This window comes from Halomonas sp. TG39a, from assembly GCF_000744395.1.
Lineage (GTDB): Bacteria > Pseudomonadota > Gammaproteobacteria > Pseudomonadales > Halomonadaceae > Vreelandella > Vreelandella ventosae_B.
In genome coordinates this window covers 928,257-951,703 of the sequence record NZ_JQLV01000002.1, presented here as the reverse complement: position 1 = coordinate 951,703, position 23,447 = coordinate 928,257, and the positions used below count along the sequence as shown (strand labels likewise).

The 23,447-nt window shown below is 57.1% G+C and carries 18 protein-coding genes and 3 tRNA genes; 14 read left to right on the top strand and 7 right to left on the bottom strand.

Going from position 1 to position 23,447, the window contains the following annotated elements:
* Window positions 1-114 precede the first annotated feature (114 nt).
* The 5 genes from mutY (at window position 115) to U738_RS22495 (ending at window position 2,064) form a co-directional block, all read left to right on the top strand.
* Entirely contained in the window at window positions 115-1,209 is a 1,095-nt protein-coding gene (mutY, locus tag U738_RS22515; RefSeq protein ID WP_035585613.1) for an A/G-specific adenine glycosylase, read from the top strand.
* Window positions 1,210-1,271: 62 nt separating this feature from the next.
* Window positions 1,272-1,547, top strand: a complete 276-nt coding sequence (locus U738_RS22510; RefSeq protein WP_035585612.1) for an oxidative damage protection protein — start codon at window positions 1,272-1,274, stop codon at window positions 1,545-1,547.
* A gap of 212 nt (window positions 1,548-1,759) precedes the next feature.
* A tRNA-Phe gene (locus U738_RS22505) sits at window positions 1,760-1,835 on the top strand.
* 6 nt (window positions 1,836-1,841) lie between these two features.
* Window positions 1,842-1,916 (top strand) — tRNA-Gln (locus tag U738_RS22500).
* 72 nt (window positions 1,917-1,988) lie between these two features.
* Window positions 1,989-2,064: transfer RNA gene (locus tag U738_RS22495), tRNA-Thr, on the top strand.
* A gap of 225 nt (window positions 2,065-2,289) precedes the next feature.
* On the opposite strand, the gene U738_RS22490 is transcribed toward U738_RS22495, so the two are convergent.
* The gene (locus U738_RS22490) at window positions 2,290-2,748 is read right to left on the bottom strand and encodes an META domain-containing protein (RefSeq protein ID WP_050713126.1); all 459 of its coding nucleotides are present in this window, start codon (window positions 2,746-2,748) and stop codon (window positions 2,290-2,292) included.
* 269 nt (window positions 2,749-3,017) lie between these two features.
* On the opposite strand from U738_RS22490, the gene thpD reads away from it, so the two are divergent.
* A complete protein-coding gene (thpD, locus tag U738_RS22485) occupies window positions 3,018-4,016 on the top strand; it encodes an ectoine hydroxylase (protein ID WP_035585611.1) in 999 nt (332 codons plus the stop codon).
* A gap of 118 nt (window positions 4,017-4,134) precedes the next feature.
* Window positions 4,135-4,800 (top strand): fumarylacetoacetate hydrolase family protein, encoded by a 666-nt coding sequence (locus U738_RS22480; protein WP_035585610.1) that lies wholly within the window; start codon window positions 4,135-4,137, stop codon window positions 4,798-4,800.
* Window positions 4,801-4,952: 152 nt separating this feature from the next.
* On the opposite strand, the gene speA is transcribed toward U738_RS22480, so the two are convergent.
* Together speA and U738_RS22470 are read right to left on the bottom strand one after the other, a co-directional pair.
* Window positions 4,953-6,893: a biosynthetic arginine decarboxylase gene (speA, locus tag U738_RS22475; protein ID WP_035585609.1), complete on the bottom strand. Its 1,941-nt coding sequence runs from the start codon at window positions 6,891-6,893 to the stop codon at window positions 4,953-4,955.
* Window positions 6,890-7,849: a homoserine kinase gene (locus U738_RS22470; RefSeq protein WP_035585764.1), complete on the bottom strand. Its 960-nt coding sequence runs from the start codon at window positions 7,847-7,849 to the stop codon at window positions 6,890-6,892. The genes speA and U738_RS22470 overlap by 4 nt, the downstream gene beginning before the upstream one ends.
* A 175-nt stretch (window positions 7,850-8,024) precedes the next feature.
* On the opposite strand from U738_RS22470, the gene polA reads away from it, so the two are divergent.
* The 6 genes from polA (at window position 8,025) to cydC (ending at window position 17,258) form a co-directional block, all read left to right on the top strand.
* A complete protein-coding gene (polA, locus tag U738_RS22465; RefSeq protein ID WP_035585608.1) occupies window positions 8,025-10,808 on the top strand; it encodes a DNA polymerase I in 2,784 nt (927 codons plus the stop codon).
* A gap of 181 nt (window positions 10,809-10,989) precedes the next feature.
* Window positions 10,990-12,561 carry a cytochrome ubiquinol oxidase subunit I gene (locus U738_RS22460; protein ID WP_035585607.1) on the top strand — a complete coding sequence of 524 codons (1,572 nt, stop codon included), beginning with the start codon at window positions 10,990-10,992 and terminating at the stop codon, window positions 12,559-12,561.
* Window positions 12,558-13,700: a cytochrome d ubiquinol oxidase subunit II gene (gene cydB, locus U738_RS22455; protein ID WP_081899179.1), complete on the top strand. Its 1,143-nt coding sequence runs from the start codon at window positions 12,558-12,560 to the stop codon at window positions 13,698-13,700. Before U738_RS22460 ends, cydB begins: the two co-directional genes overlap by 4 nt.
* Before the next feature lie 12 nt (window positions 13,701-13,712).
* On the top strand, window positions 13,713-13,832 hold the full coding sequence (cydX, locus tag U738_RS22450; RefSeq protein WP_035561958.1) for a cytochrome bd-I oxidase subunit CydX: 120 nt from the start codon (window positions 13,713-13,715) through the stop codon (window positions 13,830-13,832).
* Window positions 13,816-15,531 carry a thiol reductant ABC exporter subunit CydD gene (cydD, locus tag U738_RS22445; RefSeq protein ID WP_081899178.1) on the top strand — a complete coding sequence of 572 codons (1,716 nt, stop codon included), beginning with the start codon at window positions 13,816-13,818 and terminating at the stop codon, window positions 15,529-15,531. The genes cydX and cydD overlap by 17 nt, the downstream gene beginning before the upstream one ends.
* Complete coding sequence (gene cydC / locus U738_RS22440; protein ID WP_035585602.1) at window positions 15,519-17,258, top strand: thiol reductant ABC exporter subunit CydC; 1,740 nt, start codon at window positions 15,519-15,521, stop codon at window positions 17,256-17,258. The genes cydD and cydC overlap by 13 nt, the downstream gene beginning before the upstream one ends.
* A 52-nt stretch (window positions 17,259-17,310) precedes the next feature.
* Here cydC and U738_RS22435 read toward each other — a convergent pair whose 3' ends face one another.
* A complete protein-coding gene (locus U738_RS22435; RefSeq protein WP_035585600.1) occupies window positions 17,311-18,336 on the bottom strand; it encodes a Fe(3+) ABC transporter substrate-binding protein in 1,026 nt (341 codons plus the stop codon).
* 226 nt (window positions 18,337-18,562) lie between these two features.
* On the opposite strand from U738_RS22435, the gene U738_RS22430 reads away from it, so the two are divergent.
* Window positions 18,563-19,666 carry an ABC transporter ATP-binding protein gene (locus tag U738_RS22430; RefSeq protein WP_035585598.1) on the top strand — a complete coding sequence of 368 codons (1,104 nt, stop codon included), beginning with the start codon at window positions 18,563-18,565 and terminating at the stop codon, window positions 19,664-19,666.
* Between the two features lie 6 nt (window positions 19,667-19,672).
* Here U738_RS22430 and U738_RS22425 read toward each other — a convergent pair whose 3' ends face one another.
* From U738_RS22425 to U738_RS22415, 3 genes are all read right to left on the bottom strand, one after another.
* Window positions 19,673-21,358: an ABC transporter permease gene (locus U738_RS22425; protein ID WP_035585596.1), complete on the bottom strand. Its 1,686-nt coding sequence runs from the start codon at window positions 21,356-21,358 to the stop codon at window positions 19,673-19,675.
* Window positions 21,359-21,554: 196 nt separating this feature from the next.
* Complete coding sequence (locus U738_RS22420; protein ID WP_035585594.1) at window positions 21,555-22,889, bottom strand: TRAP transporter large permease; 1,335 nt, start codon at window positions 22,887-22,889, stop codon at window positions 21,555-21,557.
* Window positions 22,886-23,389, bottom strand: a complete 504-nt coding sequence (locus U738_RS22415) for a TRAP transporter small permease subunit (protein WP_035585592.1) — start codon at window positions 23,387-23,389, stop codon at window positions 22,886-22,888. Before U738_RS22415 ends, U738_RS22420 begins: the two co-directional genes overlap by 4 nt.
* Between the last annotated feature and the right edge of the window lie 58 nt (window positions 23,390-23,447).

Genomic DNA, 23,447 nt, shown 5'->3' with positions numbered 1-23,447 from the left:
CTCGACATTCTGAACTGAAACAGTCCCTGTAGCGCCGGCCTAAACGCCGGCGCTTTTGTATAGTGACTAGTTCACCACCTTACTTTTAGAAAGCTTGCTGTTTAAGGAACGCACATGACGGATATGCCCACGCCGCGGCTGGCGGCAAGCGAATTCCAACAGCGCCTACTGGCCTGGTTTGACCGCTATGGTCGCCACGATTTACCGTGGCAGTCGCCACGCAGCGCCTACCGCGTATGGGTGTCGGAAATTATGCTGCAGCAGACCCAGGTTGCCACCGTTATCAGCTATTTTGAGCGTTTTATGGTGCGCTTTCCTACCCTGGAAAGCCTCGCCAAGGCGCCGCAGGATGAAGTGCTGCATCTCTGGACAGGGCTTGGTTACTACGCCCGCGCGCGCAACTTGCATAAAGCTGCCCAGGTTGCGTTGGCGGAGCACGGTGGTGAGCTACCGACACAGAGTATCGACGCTTTAGTGGCGCTGCCCGGCATTGGCCGCTCCACCGCTGGCGCTATCATTGCGCAAAGCACGGGGCAGCGGGCCGCTATTTTAGATGGCAATGTAAAGCGCTCGCTCACTCGCCTGCATGCGCTTTCAGGCTGGCCGGGCAAGCCTGCGGTGGAGCGAAAGCTGTGGGCGCTGGCGGAGTACTACACTCCCACCGCGCGGCTGGCCGATTACACCCAGGCGATGATGGATTTTGGCGCCACGCTATGTAAACGCAGCAAACCGGACTGCCTGAGCTGCCCGTTTAACGATGTCTGTTTGGCCTACGCCCAAGGCGAGCCAAAGCGTTACCCAGAATCCAAACCGAAAAAGGCGCTGCCCACCCGGCAAACGATTATGCTGATGCTGCGCGACCAGGAGGGCCGGGTATGGCTGGAACAGCGCCCGCCTAGCGGCTTATGGGGCGGGTTATGGAGCTTGCCGCAGTTTGACAAGCACAGTGAACTCAACGACTGGCTTGAAGACAACGCTGTTAACCCAAAGCGGGAGACTACATCGCCTAGTTTTTATCACACCTTCAGCCATTTTCGCCTGGAGATTACCCCGCAGCCGGTCAGCTGCGATAGGCTGGGCGGTGTTCGCGAAAGCGGCGTATGGTACGACGTTAATCATCCGCCCGCGCTGGGCCTTGCCGCCCCGGTTAAAGTGCTGCTGAGCCAGCTAACGCCCTTTAGCCTCAATCCAACACCCGGCCACGCTTAATAAGCGTTTTCAAGCAGGTTGGATGAGATCATTGAATGAAGATGCAGAACCAGGAGCACGTTATGAGCAATACCGTTTTTTGCCGCAAGTACCAAAAAGAGCTAGAGGCGCTACCATTCCCTCCTTTGCCGGGTAAACAGGGCCAGGAGATTCAAGCCACCGTTTCCAAGCCCGCCTGGGAAGCCTGGCAGGCGCTGCAAACCCGCCTGATCAATGAGAAACACCTCAACATGCTCGACCCTGAATCCCGTGCGTACCTCATGGAGCAGATGCAACGCTTCCTAGATAACCAGGAGACCGACCAAGCCGAAGGCTATGTGCCGCCTACGCAGGCATGAATGGCGTGCATGAAGAGAGCGGGATCGTTCTAGGGGCGGGTGATTGGATAGCGCAACTGACTTGTAATCAGTGGCTCTAGGCATGGGTGTAGAGAAAGCCGAGCCAGAGATGGCGCAGGAAAAAAGACCTCTAAGCATCGGTATCGCAAGAAAGTTTCACAAAGGTGTTGACGAAAAGCGGCGTTTTTAGTTTAATACGCACCGTTGGCAGCGGCCAGATAGCTCAGTTGGTAGAGCAGGGGATTGAAAATCCCCGTGTCGGCGGTTCGATTCCGTCTCTGGCCACCACACTGCTGGGGTATCGCCAAGTGGTAAGGCACCGCTTTTTGGTAGCGGCATTCCCAGGTTCGAATCCTGGTACCCCAGCCATTGCCAACAAAATTTCTTGTTGATTGCGAAGCCCAACAGCAAAGCAGTCATGTTCTCAAGAAAACGTGAAGCGCCGACATAGCTCAGTTGGTAGAGCAACTGACTTGTAATCAGTAGGTCCCGGGTTCGACTCCTGGTGTCGGCACCACTGAAAGAGTGGTTAAAAGTTAAGCGTTAGAGAATTAGATTAAGCCGTCCGAAAGGGCGGCTTTTTCGTATCTGAAATACCTATTCAGTATTGGCTTTATCCACACCTGCTATTTAGACAGGGCTGTGGATAACACGCTATTCAGAAAGCTTGCTGCGCCTGTATATACGTTAGATAACCAGCGAAGCTTTAAAACCTTAAAGATAGCGTTGCCTAACCGTATTGCTAATAAAGATGCACCGCTTCGAAGGCCGCCAGTGGTTCATTATTCTCCCCCGACAGTACAAGCGTCGCGCCATTCACGCTCCATGCTGTTACCTGCTTGAGCGCGGTTAGAAAGTCTCGTTCAGTTTTCATTTGGGCCGTTGGACAGGCCATTTTAGTGCTGGCGATTTGACCAAACGCTATGTGCTCATTTTTAACACGGTAGCTGCCCATCAGGGTATTGCAGCCGGTAGCGCCGGCTAAGCGAGAAGCCTCTTGATGAAGAACCAAATGCGCTTCACGGAAATTCTCTAGGGCGACGACCGGCGCGCCATCAAGCGCTACCAGCCTCCAGTAGGTGTTGATCAAGGTTTCATCAGGGTGATGGGCTGTCTCTTGGCTATCCATGGCTGCTGAAGAGCACCCGGCGGTTATTAATAGGGCACCGATAAATCCATAAAGCGCTAGCCGTCTTTTCAAAGCCTGATTCCTTATTCAGTTAACTAAAAAGGTTAGAGCCATTAGCCGCAAATATTGTGGCATCGAGCGTGCTTTTTAGGTGACTTATTGCTCAAAAAGCCACTCTTCAATTTTTTTCACGTAACCTACGTTATCAAACCGGAAATCACGCCTTGCGAGGAAATTTTAGTCGACTAGGCTACTCCCTGCACGACGATTGAAGCGTGCATTGTTATGAATATTTGCAACATCGTTCGATCTGAAACCTAATCATACAAGGAGTGGATTAGATGACAGTCAAAAGCACACCGCTAAATGCTGTAACCGCCCATAAGCAATATAGTGAAATGGCCGATACGCCTAACGTTCACGGTACACAGGCTCAGCGCCCACAGGTACAGGATGCCTACCCGTCGCGCTTAGCCACACCCCCTGCAAACACTTGGCTGCCGCGCCAAGATGCGGTCGTTAAGGGCCGCCAGCTTTCTGGCCCGTTAAGCCAGGCGCAGCTCGATGAGTTTGAGCGTAAAGGGTTTTTGTTTATCCCTAACCTTATTGAAGGCGCAGAGCTTGAGGAGCTGCGTCAGGAAATGAAGGTGCTGATGAGCAACGATGAGTATCTCAATCAGGATTTCAGCGTCACTGAGCCAGAGAGTCAGGAGATCCGCTCGCTGTTTGCGGTGCACTTCCTCTCTGAGCGCTTGGGCAAGCTGGCCAGCGATGAGCGCGTAGCGGGCGCGGCCCGTCAAGTCATTGGCGGCGATCCTTATGTGCATCAATCGCGGATTAACTACAAGCCTGGGTTTGCCGGTAAAGGCTTTAACTGGCACTCCGATTTTGAAACGTGGCACGCAGAAGACGGCATGCCCGCAATGCATGCGGTTAGCGCATCGCTGATCTTAACCGATAACCACGAGTTCAATGGCCCGTTAATGTTGATTCCTGGCTCGCACAAAAAGTTTGTGCCATGCCTAGGTGAAACGCCGGAGGATAACCACAAAAGTTCGTTGAAGGCGCAGGAAGTGGGCGTGCCCAGTCCAGAGGCGCTGGCCGAGCTAGTGGCGGAACACGGTATTGAAGCACCCAAAGGCAAGGCGGGCGGTTTGCTGCTGTTCGATTGCAATACGCTGCATGCCTCGAACGCCAACCTTTCGCCCGACCCGCGTAGCAACGTGTTTTTCGTATTTAACCGTCAGGATAATCGTTGCCAAGCGCCTTATGCGGCAGCTAATCAACGGCCAGATTTCTTGGCCCATAGCCCTGATCAACCGGGGGAGCAATATCGCTAACCCGCAGTGGGGAAACAAATTCATGGCCGAAGGGTGTGGAACCTTCGTCTAGGTGGGGTAAACTGTTGCGCCTGTCGTTGCGAATGCGGCACGCATAATGAGAAGGAGAATACCCGCCATGCGTTTTGTTCCACAGTTTACCGATGGCCAGGAGTTTCCCCACCCGCTGGGCAAGGTTGTCTGCATCGGCCGTAATTATGCCGACCATGCGAAAGAGCTGGATAATCCGGTTCCCACTGAACCGCTGCTGTTCATTAAGCCGTCGACCAGCGTTGTGGATCTAACCAAGCCGTTGGACCCGCCGTTTTCACGCGGCGACGTGCATTATGAAGTCGAGCTTGCGCTATTAGTGGGTGAAACCTTAACCCATGCCACCCTGGATGAAGCCGAGCGTGCGATTGTCGGTATTGGGTTGGCGATGGATTTAACCCTGCGTGATGTACAGACGAAGCTAAAAGAGAAGGGGCACCCTTGGGAAATCGCCAAAGCCTTTGATGGCGCTTGCCCGCTTTCGTCGTTTCTGCCGCTAAGCCGTGTGCCCAACTGGAATGCGCTGGCTTTCACCCTTGAGATTGATGGGGAAGAGCGTCAGCACGGTGAAGGTTCCGATATGATCTTTGCTGTCCCCACGCTGGTAGCTGAGATGAGCCGCCACTTCACCCTGGAGCCGGGTGATGTGATCCTAACCGGCACGCCTTCTGGCGTTGGGGAGCTGGTTCGCGGTTCATCATTGCGCTTAACCTTGACGGGTGGTTTAGAAATTGAGACCAGCGTCGTCGAGTAACTAACCCATTGACGCGCAAGAAGTGAAGCCGATAGCCCGCCACAAGCATTCGCTACCGTTAAGCTCAATAGAAACGCCACCCGTTAACCACGGGTGGCGTTTCTTTGTGGGCTGTTTACGACAGGCTATTCAAAAAAGTTAGTCAATATAAGTCATTCAAGATAGGTATAACCTTCGAGTCCTTCGCTTAAGCTGGCCGCAAAGCGGGCCTGCTCATCCGCCGTAAAGCCGCTTGCGGCTAGTTGGTCGGTGAGTTTCTGCTTGAGCACATTGGCATTGAAGTTAACGTAGGCAAGTACTTGGGCCACTGAGTCCCCCGCGAGCGGGTTTGAAAGAGTCCACTCGCCGTCTGCATTGAGTGCGGCGTCAACGGAGTCAGTGTCGCCGAACAGGTTATGCAAATCGCCTAGGATCTCTTGATAGGCGCCCACCAGGAAGAAGCCTAACCAGCGCTCGTCATCGGAAGCCCACTCGGGTAGCGGTAGGGTGCTCTCCACCCCCTGGCCGTCGACGTAGCTGTCGATGCGGCCGTCGGAGTCGCAGGTGATATCCTGAATCACCGCCCGCCGGGTGGGGGCTTGATCGAGCCCGCTAAGGGGCAGCACCGGGAAAATCTGTTCGATGCCCCAAACGTCAGGCACCGATTGAAATAGGGAAAAATTGACGAACAGTTTATCGGCGAGCTTCTCAGCGAGTTCATCCATAATTTCGCGATGGGCACGGTTGCGGGTATCAAGCTGAGTACGCAACCGCGCGCAGGCAGCCATATAGACCCGCTCGCCTTCGGCCCGGGCGGTAATATCACTCAACCCCATCACGAAGCGCTCCTGTAACTCACTCACCGCTTGCAGCAGGTCGTGCCAGGCTTCTACCAGCATGCGCGGCTCTTGAGCGGTGGCGAGTTGCTCGAACACCCGCCATAGCAGCTCTACTTGGGCATCTTCTTGGTGCTCTTCTCGGTTCCCTGCTAGCGCATGCCGTTCTGGCGGGGTGTCATCAATACGCTCTTCGCCAATCACGTTGGTAATCAGTACCGCATGGTGGGCGGTCAGCGCACGGCCTGATTCGCTGATGAGATGAGGCTGCGGCAGGCTCGCCTCTTGGCAGAGCTGGGCAAAGGCGCTGACTACGTTGCGCGCGTATTCACGCATCGAATAATTCGCGGAGCAGAAACTGCGTGAGCGAGTGCCTTCGTAGTCGATACCCAGGCCGCCGCCTACATCCACGGTATCAATGGGCGCGCCCAACTGCATCAGGTTCTGGTAGAAGCGCGCGCACTCGCGTAGGCCGCGCTGAATGTCGCGAATATTGGCGATCTGGGAGCCCAGGTGGAAGTGCACTAGCTGCAGGCTTTCCAGCGCATCTTCGCGACGTAGGGTGTCTACCACCTCTAGAATCTGGCTGGCGGTGAGCCCGAACTTGGATTTTTCGCCGCCGGTATTCTGCCATTTGCCTTTACCCACCGAGGCCAAGCGGGCGCGCAGGCCTATGCGGGGCGTGACCTCCAGCTCGCGGGCCTCTTCCAAAATCAGCTGCAGCTCGGAGAGCTTTTCGACCACCAAGTAGACCTTATGGCCGAGCTTTTCACCCAGCAGCGCCAGTCGCACGTATTCGCGGTCTTTGTAGCCGTTACACACAATCAGCGATGAGCCACCGTCGGAAAGCGCTAACACCGCCAGCAGTTCTGGCTTGCTGCCCGCTTCCAGTCCTACGCGACCACTGCCGCGCTCGGCGGTCGCCAGAATTTCTTCGACCACTCGGCGCTGCTGATTGACTTTAATCGGGTAAACCGCGGTGTAGCCGCCCTGGTAGTCACAGTCGCTCATCGCGGCATCAAAAGCGCCGCACAGCTGCTCCACCCGGTCGTGAAGAATATCGCTAAAGCGCACCAGCACCGGCAGGCGCAGCCCGGCTGCTTGCAGTTGGCGCACCAGGCCGCTAAGCGGTAGCGCTGGGCCTTCCGCATCGCTACCCAGCGGGCGCACCAGGGCCTGACCGTGGTCATCCACGTCGAAGTAGCCGCTGCCCCACTGATCAATATTCCAGGTACGCCGTGCGCGCAGGGCAGGGCTAGTCGTTGCCATCACACTCATGCAGACACCTCAGGCAGCGGCAGTGCACCATGGGCAATGCGCGCGGTTAAAATAGTACGAAAACGGTCAGGGTCGTGGGGGGTCAAATCGTGGGCCGGTGGATCAACATAGACCACCAGTAGACGCGACAGCCAGTAGCGCAGCGCCGTCATGCGCAGCATGGTCGGCCACAGCTCACGCTCAGCGGTGGTTAATGGGCGACGTGCCTGATAGGCGCGCAGTAGCGTCTCGTAGCGCTCGGGATTGAGCGTGCCATCTTCGTTAGAGGCCCAGTCGTTGATCACGATTGCCACATCAAACAGCAGGTCGCCGGTGCAGCCATTATAAAAGTCGATAATGCCGCCAAGCTGATCCCCCTCGAACAGGGTGTTGTCGCGGAACAGATCACCATGCAGAGCGCCCTGGGGCAGCTCACCGTGTTGGCTGAAGGCACTTTCGAAATCGTCGACCTCATCCTTCATCAACATTTGATCCGCGGGGCTGATATAGCTCAGCACCTTATGGTGCATAACCTGCAACCAGTTTAGATCCCGTGGGTTAGGGCGGTGGCCAGGAAAGCGCTTTGACACCACGTGCAGGCGGCCCAAGGTGTCGCCCAGGGCGTGGCACTGGGCTAAATTAGGCGCCTCGGGATGGCGTCCAGGCAAGCGCGGGTAGAGCAGCGCCGGTTTGCCCTCCAGGCTATGCAGCGCGATACCTTCACGGTCGTGAATGGTGCCAGGCACTGGCAGGCGGTGCTCGTCCAAATAGTCGAGCAGTTCAACGAAGAACGGCAGCTCTTCGTGCTCGCCCTGTTCGAACAGGGTTAACACCAGCTCGCGGTGGTCGGTGGTGACAAAGAACGTCGAGTTTTCGGTGCCGCTCGCCACCCCCTGTAGGGAAACGAAACTGCCAACATCAAATTTTTCTAAAAACGCGGCGACCTGTGCGTCGCTAAGCGGGGTAAATACAGCCATGAGAGTCTCGCCCAGGTTGCTAAGCCCATTATTGTAGCGGCTTGGTCGCTGAGTTGGCAGCGTTGTTGTGATAACAGAATAGAGTTTGACTCTGCAGGCCGCCTGCGCAGCGGGTATCATGTGAGTAACTCTTTTTAGCACTTATTTTTTTACGACTCACTTTAGGAACTTGGTTATGGCTCGCGCTCCGATCGTCCTCGTCGATGGCTCCTCCTATCTTTACCGTGCCTTTCATGCGCTACCGCCGCTAACGACTTCCAGTGGTCAGCCGACAGGCGCGGTGAAGGGCGTGTTGAATATGCTCAAGCGGCTGATTAAGGATTACCCCGAAAGCCCCATGGCGGTGGTTTTCGATGCGCCGGGCAAAACCTTCCGCGATGAGATGTACAGCGACTACAAAGCCCACCGTCCACCCATGCCCGATGACCTGCGCAGCCAAATCGCGCCGCTGCACGCCTGTGTGAAAGCATTGGGCCTGCCTCTGCTGTGCATTGAAGGGGTGGAGGCGGATGATGTGATTGGCACCCTGGCCCACCACGCCACCGAAGCAGGGCGCGATGCGGTCATTTCCACCGGCGACAAGGATATGGCGCAACTGGTCAATGCCCATATCACGCTGGTCAACACCATGAAGGATGAAACCCTGGACGAGGGGGGCGTGGAGGATAAGTTCGGCCTGCCCCCTGCGCTGATTATCGATTTTCTCGCCCTGATGGGTGACAAGGTCGATAACATTCCTGGCGTGCCCGGCGTGGGTGAAAAGACTGCGATTGGTCTACTGCAAGGCATGGGCGGCGGCCTGGAGACCATTTATAGCGATTTAGAACGGGTCAAAACGCTTACTTTTCGGGGCGCAAAAACGCTGCCCAAGAAACTTGAAGAGCATCGCGATCAGGCCTTCCTTTCGTATCAGTTAGCGACCATCAAGGTCGATTGCGATTTGCCGGTGGGCTTGGATGATTTGGATATTGCCCACCCGGACCGTGAAGCGCTGGTCACGCTGTATAAAGAGATGGAGTTCCGTCAGTGGCTAGGTGAGTTGCTGGAAGGCAAAGATGAAGGCGTGGATGATGTGAAAGGCGGCGAGCCTGCCCCTGCCAGCGCTGACGATAGCGAGCCCGAGGGTACGGAGGCATCTGCCAATGGGAGTGCCCGTGAAGATTATGTCATCCTCGAACAGGCAGACTTTGAGCGCTGGCTGGATAGGCTACAAAACGCCGAGCGCTTCTGTTTTGATTTGGAAACCACCAGCCTCAACTATATGGATGCAGAAATCGTCGGCGTCGGCTTGTCGCTGGAAGCGGGGGAGGCGGCCTATATTCCGCTGGCCCACGACTATCTGGATGCCCCCCAGCAGCTTGACCGCAAAACGGTGCTGGCGGCGCTAAAGCCGCTGCTGGAAGACCCGACCAAAACCAAGATTGGCCAGAACCTCAAGTACGATATTTCGGTGCTGGCCAACTACGCCATCTCAGTGGCGGGCCCGTTTGCCGACACCATGTTGGCGTCGTACGTGCTCAACTCCACGGCTACCCGCCACGATATGGACTCGCTGGCGCTGAAGTATTTGGGCGAAAAGACCATCTCCTTTGAAGAGATTGCCGGTAAGGGCGCCAAGCAGCTCACCTTTAACCAGATTGCCCTGGAGCAGGCGGCGCCTTACGCCTGCGAAGATGTCGATATCACCCTACGGCTGCAGCAAACGCTACGCCCACAGGTCGAAAACGAGGGGCGCTTGGCAGAAGTGCTGGATAATATCGAACTGCCGCTGATCAAAGTGCTCTCGCGCATTGAGCGTAATGGGGTGGCGGTGGATGCTGACCTACTGCACAAGCAGAGCCAGCAGTTAGAAAAGCGTATTGGCGAGCTAGAGCGCGAAGCGTTTGAGCTGGCCGGGCGCGAATTTAATCTCGGCTCACCCAAGCAGTTAGGGCAGATTCTGTTTGAAGAGCAGAAAATCCCGGTACTCAAGAAAACCCCTAAAGGCGCACCCTCTACCGCGGAAGGTGTGCTGGAAGAGCTGGCGCTGGATTACCCACTGCCCAAGGTGATTATGCAGCACCGGGGGCTGGCCAAGCTTAAGTCCACCTACACCGATAAGCTACCGCGTTTGCTCAATAAAGCCACTGGCCGGGTGCACACCAGCTACCACCAGGCGGTCACCGCCACCGGCCGGCTGTCGTCGTCGGACCCGAACTTGCAGAATATCCCCATTCGTACCGAAGAGGGGCGCAAAATTCGTCAGGCATTTATCGCCCGCCCCGGTTATCGCATTGTTGCCGCGGACTACTCGCAGATCGAGCTGCGTATTATGGCGCACCTTTCCGAGGACAAAGGCCTGCTGGAAGCCTTTGCCGAGGGGCGTGATATCCATACTGCTACCGCGGCGGAAGTGTTTGGCACCTCCCTTGATAAGGTGTCGGGCGACCAGCGGCGCAGTGCCAAAGCGATTAACTTCGGCTTGATCTACGGCATGAGCGCCTGGGGGCTGTCGCGCCAGCTGCATATCGAGCGCAATCAGGCGCAGACCTACATCGACCGCTACTTCGACCGCTACCCCGGCGTGGCTCGCTATATGGAGCGCATCCGTTCCCAGGCGGGGGAAGATGGCTTTGTCGAAACCGTGCTGGGTCGGCGGCTATACCTGCCGGAAATTCAGTCGCAAAACCGCAACCGCCGTCAAGGCGCCGAACGCACCGCCATTAACGCACCGATGCAGGGCACCGCGGCGGATATCATCAAGCAGGCGATGATCGATGTGGATGCATGGCTGGCAGAAGGTGAGTTCGACGCGCTGATGGTCATGCAGGTGCACGATGAGCTGGTATTTGAAGTGGCCGAGAAGCAAGTTGATGCGTTTATCGAGCAGGTGCAAAAACGCATGCAGGGTGCGGCAGCGCTAAAAGTGCCGCTAATAGTAGAGGCGGAGAGCGGCGCCAATTGGGATGAGGCGCACTAGCCAGGTGATAAGGGCATTTTGTCGCAACCGCAACATGCATAGATAAGGAATTGACCAGGATCAAATTTTTGACTCGGGTGGAGGCATAACCTTATACCCATCGCTTTGCCTGGGTGAGCGCCAGTCAGTGGTTTCCCGGTGGGGCGAGGGGTGTGTTTAAGCTATCCATCGGGAGTCACTCATGGACATTGTTGAATTATCCAGGTTGCAGTTCGCCTTTACGGCGATGGTGCATTTCCTGTTTGTACCTTTAACGCTAGGGCTATCGATACTGCTGGCGATTATGGAGACGGTCTATGTGATGACCGGTAAGACCATTTATCGTCAGATGACCAAGTTCTGGGGCAAGCTGTTCGGTATTAACTTTGCGTTGGGGGTAACCACCGGCATCGCTATGGAGTTTCAGTTCGGCACCAACTGGTCGTACTACTCTCATTATGTCGGCGATATCTTCGGCGCGCCGCTGGCGATAGAAGCCTTGATGGCGTTCTTCCTTGAGTCGACCCTGGTCGGGCTGTTCTTTTTCGGCTGGGATCGCCTGTCAAAAGAGAAACATCTGGCGGTTACCTGGTTGATGGCGCTGGCGACCAATATGTCGGCCCTGTGGATTCTGGTGGCCAATGGCTGGATGCAGCATCCCGTGGGGTCAGAGCTCAACCTTGCCACCATGCGTATGGAGTTGACCAGCTTTGCTGAAGTGCTGCTCAACCCCGTTGCCCAAGTCAAATTCGTGCATACCGTGTCGGCGGGCTACGTCACCGGCGCGGTTTTCGTGCTGGCGATTTCAAGCTGGTACCTGCTCAAGGGTCGCGAGATCGCCTTTGCCCGGCGCAGCTTCACGATTGCGTCGGCCTTTGGCTTGGCCAGTGTACTGTCGGTGATTGTTCTGGGCGACGAGTCTGGTTATGAGCTGGGAGACGTCCAAAAGGTCAAACTGGCCGCCATCGAGGCCGAATGGCAAACCCATCCCGCTCCGGCCGCCTTTACCCTGTTTGGGCTGCCCAACGAGGCTGAACAGCGCACCGACCTAGCCATCAAGATACCTGGCGTGATGGGCTTGATCGCTACGCGCTCGCTGGATACCGAAGTGATGGGGATACGCGAGCTTAAGGCGGAGCACCGCGAACGCATCGTCAACGGCCAGGAAGCCTATGCCCTTATGCAGCGCCTGCGCAGCGGTGAAGAGCGCGAAGGGGATCAGGCCCGGTTCGAGGAGGTGCGCAGCGATCTCGGCTATGGGCTGCTGCTTAGCGCTTATAGCGACGATGTGGCCAATGCGACGGCCGCCGAGATTAACCAGGCCGTAGAGGCGTCGATTCCCAAGGTTTGGCCGCTGTTCTGGTCTTTTCGGGCCATGGTAGCCGCTGGCTTTAGCATGCTGCTGCTGTTTGCCCTGGCCCTCTGGCATAGCGTGCGCCGTCAGCCTGAGAAGTCCCCTTGGTTACTGCGCTTTGCGCTGTTCAGCCTGCCGCTACCCTGGATCGCCTGTGAAGCGGGCTGGTTCGTGGCCGAGTACGGCCGTCAGCCGTGGGCCATCGGCGAGATCCTCCCGGTGCACCTGGCTATTTCCAGTCTGACTGCTGAGCAGGTGCTCACTACCCTGATTGCCATCGGCATCCTTTACACCACCTTCGTCATCATCGAAATGTGGTTGATGCAGCACTTTGCCCGCAAGGGGCCTTCCGGTAGCGGTTATCTGGATGATGAAGCCGATTCCGGCTACCTAATTTCCACCCCGCCACGGGAGGCATGATGATGGACTACGAAACACTTAGGTTTGTCTGGTGGGTGCTGATCGGCGTGCTGTTGATCGGCTTCGCGGTCACCGATGGATTTGATATGGGCGTTGCCACCTTGCTTAAGGTCGTTGGCCGCAACGATCTTGAACGTCGGGTGATGATCAACTCCATGGCGCCTCACTGGGACGGCAATCAGGTCTGGCTGGTGACCGCCGGGGGCGCACTGTTCGCTGCTTGGCCGCCGGTTTACGCAACCGCTTTCAACGGCTTCTATTTCGCCTTGATGTTGACGCTGTTCGCCCTTTTTCTGCGCCCCTTAGCGTTTGATTACCGCTCCAAGTTGGACAACCCCACCTGGCGCAGTCGCTGGGACTGGGGGCTGACGATCGGCTCCGCCGTTCCTGCGCTGATCTTTGGTGTCGCCTTTGGCAATCTTCTCCAGGGCGTTCCCTTCCAGTTCGATGACTATCTGCGTTTGGAGTATCAGGGCGGCTTACTGGGGCTATTGAATCCGTTTGCGCTGTTGGCCGGGCTGTTGAGCCTGCTGATGTTTGTCACCCACGGCGCCGCTTGGTTGCAGCTTAAAACCGAGGGCGAATTGCGCCGCCGTAGTGCGGCCATCGGCAGCCTCACCGCATTGGTGTGCGCGGTACTGTTCGTGCTGGGTGGGGTCTGGCTGCTATGGGGCGTTGATGGCTATCAGGTGGCCAGCGTGATCGACACCCAGGGCTACAACGATACCACTGGCAAAATCGTCACGGTCAGTGTTGGCGGTTGGATGACCAATTACAGCCGCTTCCCGCTTTTATGGCTACTACCGATAGTAGGGGTGCTGGGTTTTGTACTCTGCTCGTTGACCATGAAGCTGGGGCGCCATGCGCTGGCATTTACCAGTTCGGCGGTTGCCATGGCCATGGTGGTGGTCACCACGGGTGTGACGATGTTCCCTTTCGTGATGCCGTCGACACTCAACCCTAATCATAGCCTCACCATGTGGGATGCCACGGCGAGTGAGTTGACGCTCAAGATCATGTTTGTGGTGGTGTGTATCTTCGTGCCGTTGATATTGCTCTATACCGCCTGGAGTTATTGGGTCATGCGCGGTCGCCTAAATGAGCAGTTTATTCGTGATAACGACAAAGCACTTTACTGAGGAGATTATCCTATGTGGTATTTCGCCTGGATTTTGGGTGTCACGCTGGCGGCTGTCGTCACTGTTCTTATCGCCATGCGGCTTGAAGTGAATGGCTATGAAGGCGAAGCCGAGCATGAGCGGAGCGACTGACGCTATTGACCCGGGGCAGCGGCTGAACCGCTGCCTGGCCCCGCAACGCTGGTGGTTGCGGGGCGCCACACTGCTTGCGCTGATCGGCGTGGTACTGCTGATTACCCAGAGTTGGCTGCTGGCGGCACTGTTCCATCACTGGTTACTGCTCTGGCAGGGCAGGGAGACGCTGGGCCACCCGTCCGCATGGTTAGCAGGGCTGGCAGTATGCATGGTGCTCCGCCCTTTGCTCCACGCCGGCCGTGAAGGGTTATCTCGCCAAGCCAGTCGGCATGCCCGTGTCGCCTTACGCAGCCAGTTATTAACGCAGCTTGGCCGTCTTGGGCCGGTTAGGCGCCAATTTGGCAGCGATGGTGCCTTGGCAACTCAGGTGCTGGAGCAGGTGGACGCCCTGGACGGCTACATTAGTCGCTATCGGGTACAGAGTCTGCTGGCCGTTGTCGTTCCCTGCCTGATCGCGGCGGTGGTGGCGTTGCATAGCCCGTTGGCCGCGGGATTAATGCTGATGACCGCACCCTTGGTGCCGCTGTTTATGATCCTTGTGGGCCGTGCCGCTGCGGGTGCCAGTCAGCAGCAGTTCACGGCGCTGGCGCGTATGGGTGGCCGCTTTCTCGACCTGGTTCGAGGGATGGCAACGCTGCAGCGCATGGGGGCGACCGACCAGGCGGAGGCCAAGGTCGCCCAGGCAAGTGACGCCTACCGTGGGCGTACCATGCGGGTGCTTAGACTGGCCTTTCTATCCAGCGCGGTGCTGGAGTTTTTTGCCGCGCTGGCGATTGCCCTGGTGGCGCTCTATCTAGGCTTGGGCTTGCTTGGCCTATTGCCCTGGGCGAAAGCAGACGTTCCGGTGCCGTATCAGGGAGCGCTGTTTATTTTGCTGCTGGCGCCCGAGTTCTATGCGCCGCTACGCCAATTGGGCAGCGATTATCATGCCCGTGCCGAAGCGCTGGGCGCGATGCAGGCGTTGTCGCCTCTGCTGGAAGCGGACACTTGGCAGCCCCAAGGGTTGCCGCTCTCTCCAGCAGCGGTAAGCGGTGAGTCTCTTGCTGTTGAATGCCGCGAGTTAAGTGTTAGCGGTGAGGGCGGGCGTCTGCGGCTGGCGCCGCTTAATCTGACGCTGGCCGCGGGCGAACGGCTGTTGGTGCAGGGCGAGAGTGGGGCGGGCAAGTCGAGTCTTTTACAAGCGCTGCTGGGGTTTACTGCCTACCAGGGCAGCCTGAAGGCGAAGGGTTGCGAGCTTTCCCAATGGCCTCGCGACGCCTGGCAACGCCAGCTTGGCTACCTTAGTCAGCAACCGCCGATACAGTCCGGCAGCATTGCGGAGAATCTGCGCTTGGCGGCCCCAGACAAATCTGATGCAGAGCTTATTGAAGTGCTCACCCAGGTCGGACTTTGGCCAATTCTGGTTCGTGGTAATGGGCTTGCCACGCAGTTGGGTGAGCGCGGGCAGGGGGTTTCCGGCGGCCAGCTGCAACGCTTGGGGTTGGCGCAGTTGCTGCTTCGCGATGCAGCGCTATGGCTGTTCGATGAGCCCACGGCCCATCTCGATCCGGATGCCGCCTGGCAACTCAACACACTGATCGAGCAGCTTAGCCGCGGGCGTAGCGTGATGATTGTCAGCCACGAGTCGGCTGGGCTGGGGTGGGTTGACCAGCGAGTAGAGTTGTCATTGCAAGAGGCTATGGCATGTTGCGGCTAAACAAGACACCGTCCGGGATGCCTACCCCCACCATCCGGCTGCGTGATTTGCTGTTGCTTAGGCGCGGCGGTTGGTCGCTGGCGTTCTTGCTGGGCGCCGCCACGCTGCTGGCCGTTATCGGCTTGCTGGCCATTTCAGGTTGGTTTATTACCGCCGCGGCAGTGGCCGGGACGGTGACAGCGAGTGCCTTCGGCTTCGACTATTTTCGTCCCGCGGCTTTGATTCGTCTGTGTGCCATCGTTCGCACGGCCGGGCGCTATGGTGAGCGCCTAGCCTCCCACGATGCCGCCCTGGGGTTGCTAAAAGACCTGCGTTGTCGACTTTTTATGGCATTGGGACAAACGCCTTTACAGTCGGCTTCCCGTTCATCGCACTACGGCACGGCCAGTACCATGCATCGGCTGGTCAGTGATATCGACCAGCTTGATCAGGTAGTCTTGCGAGCACTGCTGCCCTGGGGCTGGGCCGGGCTAATGGTGATGGTCGTTATGGCTGGCCTTTACTGGTTGAGTGAAACCCTACTTTGGGCCGCCGCGCCGGGGTTAATGTTAGCCTGGCTGGGGCTGCCGTTACTGGCGTTATGGCGCGGTATTGGTCAGGCACGCCAGAGTGCTGAGTTTGCCGAGCATCGTCGGGTGGCACTGATTGAGCCTTTGGCAGCCATTACCTCGTTGGTGTTGTGGGGGCGATGGGCGGATATGGCACAACGAGTGAAAAGTTACGATGCCGACTATCTGGCCCACCAGGAGCGGCAGCAGTTGCTGGCTAGCCTGACCACCGCGTTGCAGCAGGTAGCGTTGGGAGGCGCCATTGTGGGCGTGCTATGGCAGGCAGAAGGGCTATTGGCGGCTAGCCATTTGACGGTGCCGATGCTATTAGCCGCGGTATTGGCGATCCTGGCATTAGGGGAGATTTTGGCGCCGCTGGCCAACAGTTTTCTAGCCTTGGGGGCGAGCCTTGCCGCACGGGATCGTCTCAATGCCCTGGTGGAGGTAGCGCCAAGGGGGCAAGCTGGCATTGAGTTCGCTGATACCACACCGCCTGCTTGGCATCTCAACGTCAACCAATTAACCGCCAGCCTGCCCGGTGCACTGGTGGGGCCGCAGCGTATTAGTCTGGCGTTGCAGAGCGGTGAAATACTCTGTGTGCATGGCCCCTCAGGTTGCGGGAAATCGACCCTGTTGCAGGTGTTGGCCGGCGAGCTGCTGCCACTTAGCGGGGAGTGTTGCCTTAACGGCCACTCTATTGAGCAGTGGTCGTTTCACCATATCGTCGGCTATCTGCCCCAGCAGTGGAACTTGTTTGATATGAGCCTGGAGGAAAACCTACGCCTCGGTGACCGCGATGCCAGCGATAGCGAGCTATGGAGCATTCTCGACGATCTGGCGCTGGGCGCTTGGGCACGCGACTTGCCCCAGGGCCTGGAGACGCCTTTGGGCGAGTATGGTGCCGCCGTTTCCGGCGGGCAGGCGCGGCGTATCGCCCTGGGACGAGTGCTGTTGGCGCGACGGCCGATTCTACTGCTCGACGAGCCATTAGCCGGGCTGGATGCCATTACACGGCAGCAAGTGGTTGCTAGCCTTGCGCGCCGTACAAGGGATGGGATCGTGGTTATTGTCAGCCACGTGCCCTTAGAGCTGCCAGCAAGCCGGGTGCGTAGCCTCTATATCCAGGAAGATGGCCGACCCCGGCAGACCCCCATGCTCGCCTGTTTAGACCCGCTATAACGCAAAACCCCCGCAGCGTAGCTACGGGGGTTTTTAGTACGCGTTAAATCACTTAACGCCAGCCGACGCGATCAAAAATGCGGATCGCTTCAGGGTTGTTCTCACCTAGTACGCTGATGTTTACGTCATCTGTTTTGAAGTTGCCCCAGGATTCCAGGACTGGGTCTTTCTTGATGCCTTCAACCACCGGGAACTCGTTGTTGCCAGAGGCAAAGATTTCCTGGGCGGTGTCGGAAGCCAGGTACTCAAGGAAGCGCACCGCGTTTTCGCGGTTAGGCGCACCTTCTACGACACCGGCACCGCCAACATTAACGTGGGTGCCGCGGTCATCCTGGTTGGGGAAAATAATACCCACTTTACGCGCCGCTTCACGCTCGGCGTCGTCGTCGGATTTCAGCAGGCGAACATAGTAGTAGTGGTTGGCCACGGCAATATCGCACTCGCCGCTGGCAACACCGAGAATCTGGTCGGTATCGCCACCTTCCGGATCCCGCGCCATGTTATTCACAACGCCCTGGGCCCACTCTTCGGCACCCTCTTCGCCGTGGTGCTCAATCATTGAGGCCAGCAGCGACTGGTTATAAATATTGTTGGAAGAGCGGATGCATACTTTGCCTTCGAACTGCGGGTCGGCAAGATCTTCGTAGCTAGTGATCTGGCTCGGGTCGAAGTTTTCACGGTTATAGTAAATCGCCCGGGCGCGCTGACTAAAACCAAACCACAGGCCGTCAGGGTGGCGCATGGATTCAGGTAGCCGCTCGTTGAGGACATCCGATTCAACGCTTTGGAAGATGCCTTCATCTTCCGCACGCCATAGACGGCCTGCGTCGACGGTCATCATGACATCAGCCGGACTCGCCACGCCCTCACGCTGAATACGCTCAATCAGCTGGTCTGAGTCGCCTTCAAGGATGTTAACTTCGATGCCTGTCTCTTCGGTGAAAGCATCGTAGAGGTGCTCGTCAGAGTCATAGTGGCGAGCGGAATAGAGGTTGAGCTCGTCTGCCGCGGCCTGACCGGCAAACGTGGCGCCCACCATCATCGCTGCCATCGGAGCAACAAAGCGTATGGTTTTCATTTAGTACATCCTTATTTAATAAATGATAATAAGTTGCATTATTAACATTGTTATTGAAGCGTTTCGTATGCTGTCCGTCAAGACCCTATTAGTAAAACATTGGTAGAAGAAATGCGATGCGTGCATAACTCACCAATAAAAAATAGAATGCAAACAACTTCCAAATGTACCCAATCCGCGTTTAGACGTTTGTCGGAGCGGTTTGACCAGCTGCAAGTGGTGATTTATGACAGCAACCCTGAAGGTCGCCTCGGCGGTGCCTAGCGCATCAGCGTTAACGCTGCACAATGTACGTCATGCCTATGATGGCCATACGGTAGTAAAAGGCGTGGATTTAAGCGTTTCCCCAGGCGAGGTAGTTTGCCTACTGGGCCCCTCGGGGTGCGGTAAAACAACGCTGCTGCGAATCGCTGCGGGCCTTGAAGTGCTACAAGAGGGCAGCGTGTCCTTGGAAGATGTTTATATTGCAGGCCCAGGTCAGCGCCATGTGCCGCCGGAGAAGCGTAATGTTGGGCTGGCATTCCAAGACTCGGCGCTTTTCCCCCACCTAACCGTGTTGGAAAATGTCACCTTTGGGCTTAAACATTTAACCTCTCGTGAGCGTCGCGAGCGGGCGGCACAGTTGCTTGAACAGCTGGGTATGGCCGCGTATATGGATGTTTACCCGCATATGCTCTCTGGTGGGCAGCAGCAGCGAGTGGCGCTGGCGCGTGCGCTGGCGCCATCGCCGCGTTTAATGCTGTTGGATGAGCCGTTCTCAAGTCTGGATGCGCGGCTACGTGACCGCATCCGCGACGATACTCTCCACGTGCTAAAAAAGGTCGGCGCGGCGACGCTGCTGGTAACCCACGACCCCGAAGAAGCCATGTTTATGGCCGATCGCATCGCGCTGATGCGCGATGGGCGAATCGTGCAGACGGGAACGCCACGCGAGCTTTACTGCGCGCCTCAAGACCCCTTTGTGGTGACCTTTTTTGGCGACGTCAATGAGCTACAGGGCAAAGTGCATAATGGTGCTGTGAGCACGCCTGTTGGGCGGGTGCCTGCCCCCGGATTAGCGGAGGGTAGCGACGCGCAAATCATGATACGCCCTGAGGCGCTGCGCATTGTTGAGCGAGATCTGCCAGCGGATGAGCATCGCCATAGCCATGTGGTAATGGCGAAGCTACTCGGACGCACCAGCCTGCTACACCTGTGTGCCCATAGCGAAAACGGCCTTGAGGCTCACCTACACGCGCGCGTACCGGGGGTGTTTCTACCCGCAGAAGGCCAACCGGTGGATATTCACCTCGACCTTTCACAAGTATTTGTGTTCCCGTTCACGGCTTAATCTTAATCAGGACTGAGCACCAGGACGTGAGCGGCGCATGGCCATGCTGAGCAGAATAACCGGCAAAATGCCCACCACCACAATGGCCAGCGACGAGGTGGAGGCTTCGGCCAACCGTTCGTCAGAGGCCAGGTTATGTGCCCGCACGGCCAGGGTGTCGAAATTGAAGGGGCGCAGAATAATCGTCGCTGGCAGCTCCTTCATGACGTCAACGAAGACTAAAATCCCCGCTGCCAGTAGGCTGCTGCGCATCATCGGTGTGTGAATATGGCGCAGCGTGCCGCCTGCGGTTTGCCCCAGGGTACGCGAAGCGGCATCCATACTGGGTGTTACTTTGCCTAGGCTCGCCTCAACGGCATTGAACGAGACGGCTAAAAAGCGCACCACGTAGGCGTATAGCAAGATAAACGCCGACCCACTGAATACCAGGCCAATGATGTAGCCATAGTGATTATTGAGCCAGGTGTTAAGGGCGTTATCCAACCAGGCAAACGGGATTAAAATACCCACCGCGACCACCGAACCCGGGATCGCGTAGCCCATAGAGGCGACCCGGGAAGCCACCCGCGCAAACGTCGTGTCGTGCATGCGTACGCCGTAGCTCAGCACAACGGCCAAGCACACGGCGATCAGCGCTGCCACTGTTGCCAGCCCCAGGCTGTTCCAGGCGTAGCCAATAAAGCGCGAGCCCCACAGAGAATCGCCCCCCTGCAGCGCTAAATTGAGCAGAATGCCGCTGGGCAGTAAGAAGCCCACCAGCACCGGGACTAAACAAGCCAGCGTCGCTGCCGCGGCTCGCCAGCCGTGCAGCGCGTACTCCGGCAACTGCTGATAGCGATTGGTGGTATGAAAGTAGCGGCGCTTGCCCCGCGACCAGCGCTCTAGCAGCACTAACACAATCACGAAGGTGAGCAGGCACGCCGCTAACTGCGCTGCCGCCACCTGCTCACCCATGCCAAACCAGGTGCGGTAGATACCGGTGGTAAAGGTATCCACGCCGAAGAACTGTACAGCGCCAAACTCGTTAAGCGTCTCCATCAATACTAGCGATACTCCGCCTACCAGCGCAGGACGCGCCAGTGGTACGGCGACGCTGGCAAACAGTTTCCATGGGCCACGGCCGAGGGTGCGGCCCACATCCAGCACGCAGACCGACTGCTCCAGAAATGAGGCGCGGGCCAGCAGGTAGACATAGGGGTAGAGCACCAGGGTAATCACCGTCGCGGCGCCACCTAGCGAGCGAATATTGGGAAAGTAGTAGTCGCCATACCCCCAGCCAAATGTCTCGCGCAGCAGGCTCTGTAACGGCCCGGCAAACTGCAAAAAGTCAGTGTAGGCGTAGGCGATCACGTAAGTGGGCACCGCCAATGGCAGCAGCAGCGCCCACTCGAATAGCCGTTTACCGGGAAAGCGGCACATAACGACCAGCCAAGCTGTGCCGGTGCCGATGATGAGCGTGCCGAGCCCTACTGTCACAACGAGCCAGAAGGTGTTGTTCAAATAGCGTCCAAGTACGGTGCTGGCCAAGTGTTGCCAAACGCCATCGGTGGGCATCGCGATATGCGCAAATACCACAAGCACGGGCAGGGCAACCACGAACGCTACCGCGATCAGGGCAATCGACCAGGGGGTAGCGCGACGGCTAAGCGAAGAGGAGAAGGCGAATAGCCCGCGATAGCCGGATCTGAACAAGCGAACACTCCTTGCATTGACGGAAAGCAGTAGCGAAAAGCCGGAAAGTAGCGCAGCACACTTAATGCGAAATAGTGTCGGGCGTGAATAGTAGCATTGGCGACGCCCTGCTGCAGCTTTGCAGGCTCGTCATTAATGCAAAAAAGCCCGCCGGAGCGGGCCATAATGGTTGGAGGATAAGCTTTGGAAGAAAGGCCTAGTAACCCAGTAGCATGCTTGGTAGGCCGGTAATCAGCCAGGGGAAGAACGCCATCAGCGTACAGGCGAGTAGAATCAACGCGACAAAGGGTACCACTGCTTTGTAAAGATGGACGATTTCGACACCGGGTGGTGCCACACCTTTCAAGTAGAACAGTGCATAGCCAAAGGGTGGGGTCAGGAACGATGTCTGAAGCACTACCGCCACCATCACCACGAACCACAACATATCCACGCCCATAGTTTCGACGATGGGCAGCATGATGGGGAAGCTCAGCAGAACAATACCGGTCCAATCCAGGAACATGCCCAGAATAAATACCAGGAACAGCATCAGGATTAGCGCCCCAACGGTGCCGCCGGGCATGGCCAGCACCAGCTCGCTGATCACGGTCATACCGCCACCGCGTGAGAATACACCGGTGAATGCAGTAGCCCCCACCAATACGAGCATGACCATGGTGGTGGTTTTACCCGCTTCTATCATCGTCCAGAAGCAGGTGCTGATTTTGCGATCACCAAAAATCATAAACAGAATAAAGGCGATAAATACGCCGATGGCCGAGGCTTCGGTAGCCGTGGCGACGCCGGTAAATAGCGCACCCAACACGCCTAGAATCAACGACATGGGCGGGAGCACGTACTTCGCCAGCATGATAAGCAGTTGTTTAGTGCTGACTTCAGCGCGCTCTTCCGCCGGTACCTTGGGGCCGTAGCTGGGTTTGATATAGCAGATGATCAACACGTAAAGGGCGTACATAACGCCGAGCAGCAGGCCGGGAATCAGCGCGCCAGCAAACAGGGCGCCCACGGAGACCGGTGAGTAGCTGGCCATGAGGATCAGCATAATGCTGGGTGGAATCAAAATGCCCAAACAGCCGCTGGCCATAATGACTCCGGCGCTGAGCTCTTTGTTGTAGCCATACTTGAGCATTGGCACCAGGGCAATCATGCCCATCACCGCAATCGAGGCGCCCACAATGCCAGTGGTGGCCGCTAGCAGCACCGAGACGATAACCACGGTAAGCGCCAGACCGCCACGCAGGTTCGCCAGTAGTAGGCGCATGGCGTCAAACATCTTCTCGGTAACGCCGGAGTCGTTTAAAAACCGCGCCATTAGGATAAACAGCGGTATCGCCACCAGCACATAGTTGTCCATGGCGTTACCGAAAATATTGTTGATCAGGGTGCCGAGTATGCGCTCACCGGGGCCGAGAAAAGCACCGATAACTGCTACACCGCCCAGCACAAACGCCAGCGGGTGACCCATAAACAGCCCGATCATTAGGCCGCCAAACATGACCAGCGTGAGTAATTCAGGACTTAGGTTCATGCTGATGTCTCCTCGCGAAGCTGCATGATGGCGCGCAACACAATGGCAATAGCCTGCAGCAAGATCAGGATGGCGGCGACCACAATCACCCCTTTAATCGGGTAGACCGGGATCGAGACCATGCCGTAGGTGGTTTCACCGCGACTCCAGGCGCGTTCAAAGAAACTCCAGCCCAGGGTGATCAGCATCCAGATAAAGGGGACAAAGAAAATCAGATAGCCGAGGACGTCAAGCACGGCTTGCTTCTTACGCGATAACAAGCGCTTGAGCACGTCAACTTCCACATGGGCGTGGTGCTTGAGACCGTAGGCCGCCATCAGCATGAAGTGGGCGCCAAACAGCATTTTGGTGACGTCAAAGGCCCAGTCGCTGGGGCGCCCAAATAGAAACCGTGACGCAATATCGAACAGAACAATCAGGGTAATGATGGCAATCAACGGGGCGATGATGCGCCCAAAGGCTTCATTGATGGCATCGATCGCCTTGGCAATCGCATTCATGGAAGATCTCCGCAGTCAGCACAAAAAAACCGCCCCGGAAACCGAGGCGGCACAGAAG